Genomic DNA, 4566 nt, shown 5'->3' with positions numbered 1-4566 from the left:
CGCCGCGGTGAACCAGGAGCGGGTGAAAGCTTTGCCGGGGACGGCGGGTTCCGGGCTGTACCGCTGGCGCAGTCGCGCACGGCGCGCGCTGCTGGAGCGGATCGCGGCGCTGTGGCCGCCGCGGCAGGCCGCGCTCATTTCCGCCATGCTGATCGGCGAGACGGCCTCGCTCGATCGCGCTACGCGCACGGAATTCCAACGCACCGGGGTGTTCCACATCCTGGTGGTCTCGGGGATGAACGTGGCGCTGCTGGCGGGAGTGGTCTTCTTCACGCTGCGCCGGCTTCGGGTGAGCGAGCTGCTCACCACGCTGGCGACCATCGCCACGTGCGCCGCGTACGCTTTTCTCACCGAAGGTGATCCACCGGTGACGCGAGCGGCCATCATGGTGGCCATCTACCTGACGACGCGGCTGCTCTACCGCGACCGCGCCGCGCTGAATGCGCTTGGCACCGCGGCGCTGCTCATCCTGGTGCTTGATCCGCACGCGCTTTTCGAAGCCAGCTTCCAACTCTCATTCCTCGCGGTGCTGGCGATCGCGGGCATCGCGCTGCCGCTGCTGGAACAGACGTCGGCGCCGTACCGGACCACGCTCTCCTGGCTCGATTCCCTCGCCTACGACCAGACGCTGCCGCCGCGCATGGCGCAGTTCCGCCTCGATCTGCGCATGCTGGCCGAACGGCTGGGGCGGTTTCTGGGAACAAGACATGGCGTGAAGCGCGCGCAGTGGCTGCTGGTGAATAGCGCGCGCGTGCTGTTGACGGTGTGGGACACGCTGCTCGTCTCCGCGGTGATGCAGGTGGCGCTGGCGCTGCCGATGGCATGGTACTTCCACCGGGCAATGGTCGTCGGCCTGCCGGCCAACATCCTGGTAACGCCTTTGGTGGCGGTGATGGTGCCGCTGGCCGCGTTGACGGCGCTGGTCGCGCTGGTCTCGACGCCGGTGGCGGCGGTGCTGGCGGTGCCAGTCAGTGTTTTGCTCGGACTGATGCTGCGCGTATTGCAGGCGCTCGGAGCGCTGCGCGCCGCCGACACGCGCGTTGCTACTCCGGCTACGCTGGTGGTGGTGGGCACGGTGGCCACGTTGCTGTTGGTGCTTTTTGCCGTACGCCGCAGCCGTTATTTCGCGCTCGCCGGCGTGGTCGCATTGACGGCAAGCGCAGCGTGGATCGCGTTCGTCCCACCGCGTCCGCAACTGCGCCCGGGCGTGCTCGAGGTCACTGCCATCGACGTGGGACAGGGCGACGCGCTGCTCATCGTGACGCCACAAGGCAAGACGCTGCTGATCGATGCGGGCGGCGCGATGCGTTCGGGGAGCGAGTTCGATGTGGGCGAAGAGGTGGTGTCGAGTTATCTATGGGGACGCGGCTTCACGCGGCTGGACGCGATCGCGCTGACGCACGCGCACGCCGACCACATCGGCGGGCTGCCGGCGGTGATCCGGAATTTCCGTCCGCGCACGCTGTGGGTGGGAATCAATCCGCCGACGCCGGCATACGAAGGGCTGCTCGCCGCGGCACAGCAGAGCGGCATGACCATCGAGCGGCGCGTCGCGGGCGACCAGTTTGATTTTGGCGGGGCGGCCGTGCGCGTGGTCTCTCCCGCGCCGGATTGGCAAGTCGCGCGCAACGCGCGCAACAACGATTCCCTGGGAATGCTGGTGACGTTTGGGGCGACCACGGCACTACTCGAGGGTGATGCGGAAAAGAAGGTGGAGAAGCTGATCGCGACGGAGGAGCCGCGCGCCGACCTGCTGAAGGTGGGGCACCACGGCAGCGCGACCTCTACCATCCCGGAGCTGCTCGCCGCGGTGCAGCCCAAAGTCGCCGTGATCTCGGTGGGCTATCGCAGTCCGTTCGGGCATCCGCGCACGGACGTGCTCTGGCGCCTGGAGAATGCGCACGTGCTCACGCATCGCACCGACCTCGAAGGCGCGGTGACTTTCATCCTCGACGGGAAGACGGTCGCGGTGGCGCCGCCGGAACGCCGCTAGGCGCTTGCAATCCCCAAGCGCAGCTTGCAATCGAATGACGCTTTCAGAGTATGATTCGCGGCAGAGCGAGCCAGGGGATTCGAGCCAGGGGATTCGAGACATGGGATCAGCGGACACCAGCAGGCCGGGGCATGCAGAGCACGCCGAGCATACTGCGCGGATGTCGAATGCGGAGATCGAAGAAGAGAACCGCAAGATCCGCCGCCTGCAGCTGATGATGAACATGGTGACGCAGGTCATCTGCGGCGACGAGAACCTGACGGTGGAAGAGGCTGCCGAACTGGTGGCCGGCACGAAGCGCGCCGCGCTCGCCCTGTTCCCCGACAAAGAGCTGGCCTACGATCTGCTCTACAAGCCGCGCCTGCAGCGGCTGATGAACGAGCGCTTTCGCCTGCAATAGACTCTTCTATTTCCTCTCGATGCGCGTGAGCCGGAAGGTGAGCGTTCCCCACCCCATCTTGGCACGCATCTGCACCGGCGTGTGCGCAGCGTCGTCGGTGTACCACAGCCAGATCCTGCCGCGGCTCTTCACCAGCCCCGCGAGCGACTCGGGCTGCACGCGCACGGTGTTGAACTCGCCGGCCGGCGTCTTGATCTTCTCGCGCGCTTCGACCGTGACCTTCACTTCCGCCGTCTTGCCGCCGTCGTTGAGTGGCAGGGTGTAAGTCACGTTCGGCGCGAGCGGCAGCGACGCCACGTAGAAGATGCCGGAAAGCACGTCGGTGGCGCAGGCGGGGATGTCGTTCTCCACATGTTTCGCGGTGCCCTTCTTCAAGTCTTTCTCGTCGAGCACGGCCTTGCCACGCGCGTGATCGAAGCGGATCTGCGTCTGGCGTTTGCGAAAGCCTTCTTCGGTGTTCTTGGTGATCTGGCGCGAGCAGAAAGTCTTGGCGTCGAAGAAAGTCTCGAAGCGATCGTGCACGCCATAGAGCAGCGACACTACGCCGGAGGAATCGGCAGTGCCGGTGATGCGCTCTTCTGCTCCAGCCGCATCGAGCCGGATGCTAGCGCTACCGGCGCGCCACAACCGCCACTCCACGTCGTAGACCAAGGTCTGTCCGTTGGGAAACTTGTGATTCGCCGGCGGCGGGATGATGCGCGTATTGGTGGTGATGACGTCGGGAGCGGGCCTCGGCGCGGCGGACTGGTTTGCGGAGGGCGCTGCGGGAGACGGCGGCGCGGGCCTCTGCGCGGCAGTGAGGGGAGCGGCGGCGAGCAGCGCGAGCGCGAGCAGCGCGGGGGCGAGACGCATCATCTGATGGTATCCCAAGATCGCGCACCCCCGAGGTTGCCCAAAGCCGTTACCGCCACCAGACCAGCTTGGCCGCCAGCGCGGCGAACATCACGAGCGCTCCGACGGCGGCGTTGTACTCGCGATGCCGCAGATAGAGTTCCAGAGAGAAGCCTTCGCGGGAGAATCCCGCACCGCCGCCGGCTGCGGACTTTTCCGCACGCAGGCGGGGCAGCAGGCGCGGGACGCGGGCGAAGTATGCGTCGACGTCGTGCGGGAACAATCCACGCAGCAGGTCCTCCTCAAAGCGGATCACGGGAACATAGATGGCGAGGAACATCGCCGCCATGCCGGCCGCGAGCCACCAGCTGCGGGCAGCTACCGCGAAGCCGGCGGCAATGATCATGGAGCCGAGATAAAGCGGGTTGCGGGTGTACGCGTACGGGCCGGTGGTGGTGAGCTCCTGCGCCTTTTTCACGTACCCAGAAGCGAAGGCGCGGAGCCAGAGTCCGAGCGCCGCAATGGCCGCGCCGAGCGCGAGCGCTTCCCAGGCCGGCCGCGCAAACCAGAGGTAAACGATGGCGAAGAGGAAGCCAAGCGGCACGCGGATGCGCTTGGCGACCCGTCCCCAATCGTTTTTTTGCGCGCTAGGAACCACGTGGGGCCTCCAACAACGACTGTGCTGCGGCGATGACCTGAGCGGCGGTGAGCGCGAGCAATCCGGGATCGGTAACGTCCGACCGCTTGTGGGAGATCTTGCTTATCTCGCTGCGCAGCACGATGGCTTGCGTGCCGAAAGGCCCGGTGCGCCGTGGATCAGTCGGACCATACAGCGCGACGATGGGGACCTCGAGCGCGGCGGCGAGGTGGAGTGGTCCGGTGTCGCCGCCGATGGCGAGCTTAGCGCGCCGCATCAGCGCGATCAGTTCGGAGATGGAGCACGCGATGGCAGCGGCCGCGCCGCCACTCGCGCGAACGACCTCGTGTGCGAGCGCCTGCTCCTCCGGACCGTGATTCACCAGCGGCGTGACGCCGCGGCCGGCCAGCGCGTGCGCGACCTCGCCGTAGCGCGCCGCCGGCCAACGCTTCGCGCCCCATCCCGCGCCGGGGTGCAACAACGCGAAGCCGCGCACACCGCGGCGGGCGAGCTCCTGCTCGGCCCAGCGCTCGGCGGCGGGATCGAGCGGCAACGTTGGCGGGATGTAATGCAGACGATGCGGCGTGAGGCTCGAAGCCAACTCGAGCGCCTGCTCGACCACATGCGCGGCGTGCACCTCGACGGGATACGAATAAAACAATGACGCCACTGCTTCCCACGGACGCGCGCTGCCGATGCGGCGCG

5 protein-coding genes are annotated in these 4566 nt (G+C 67.1%); 2 read left to right on the top strand and 3 right to left on the bottom strand.

The window, feature by feature from the left end; translation table 11 throughout:
• Together M3P27_00940 and M3P27_00935 are read left to right on the top strand one after the other, a co-directional pair.
• Positions 1-1993 (top strand): competence protein ComEC family protein (locus M3P27_00940; protein ID MDP9266875.1); only part of this gene is annotated, 1993 nt, incomplete at its 5' end.
• Positions 1994-2093: 100 nt separating this feature from the next.
• Positions 2094-2393, top strand: a complete 300-nt coding sequence (locus M3P27_00935) for a hypothetical protein (protein ID MDP9266874.1) — start codon at positions 2094-2096, stop codon at positions 2391-2393.
• Positions 2394-2399: 6 nt separating this feature from the next.
• On the opposite strand, the gene M3P27_00930 is transcribed toward M3P27_00935, so the two are convergent.
• The 3 genes from M3P27_00930 to M3P27_00920 all read right to left on the bottom strand — a co-directional run.
• Positions 2400-3248, bottom strand: coding sequence for a DUF3108 domain-containing protein (locus M3P27_00930; GenBank protein MDP9266873.1), 849 nt, complete (start codon positions 3246-3248; stop codon positions 2400-2402).
• A 46-nt stretch (positions 3249-3294) separates the two neighbouring features.
• The gene (locus M3P27_00925; GenBank protein MDP9266872.1) at positions 3295-3882 is read right to left on the bottom strand and encodes an isoprenylcysteine carboxylmethyltransferase family protein; all 588 of its coding nucleotides are present in this window, start codon (positions 3880-3882) and stop codon (positions 3295-3297) included.
• A partial coding sequence (locus M3P27_00920) for a glycosyltransferase family 9 protein (GenBank protein MDP9266871.1) occupies positions 3872-4566 on the bottom strand: 695 nt, incomplete at its 5' end. The genes M3P27_00920 and M3P27_00925, both read right to left, overlap by 11 nt.

The sequence above is a fragment of the Acidobacteriota bacterium genome (assembly GCA_030774055.1).
Taxonomy (GTDB): domain Bacteria; phylum Acidobacteriota; class Terriglobia; order Terriglobales; family Acidobacteriaceae; genus JACPNR01.
Note: the sequence above shows the minus strand (reverse complement) of the source record. Positions and strands in the feature narration are given on the sequence as shown.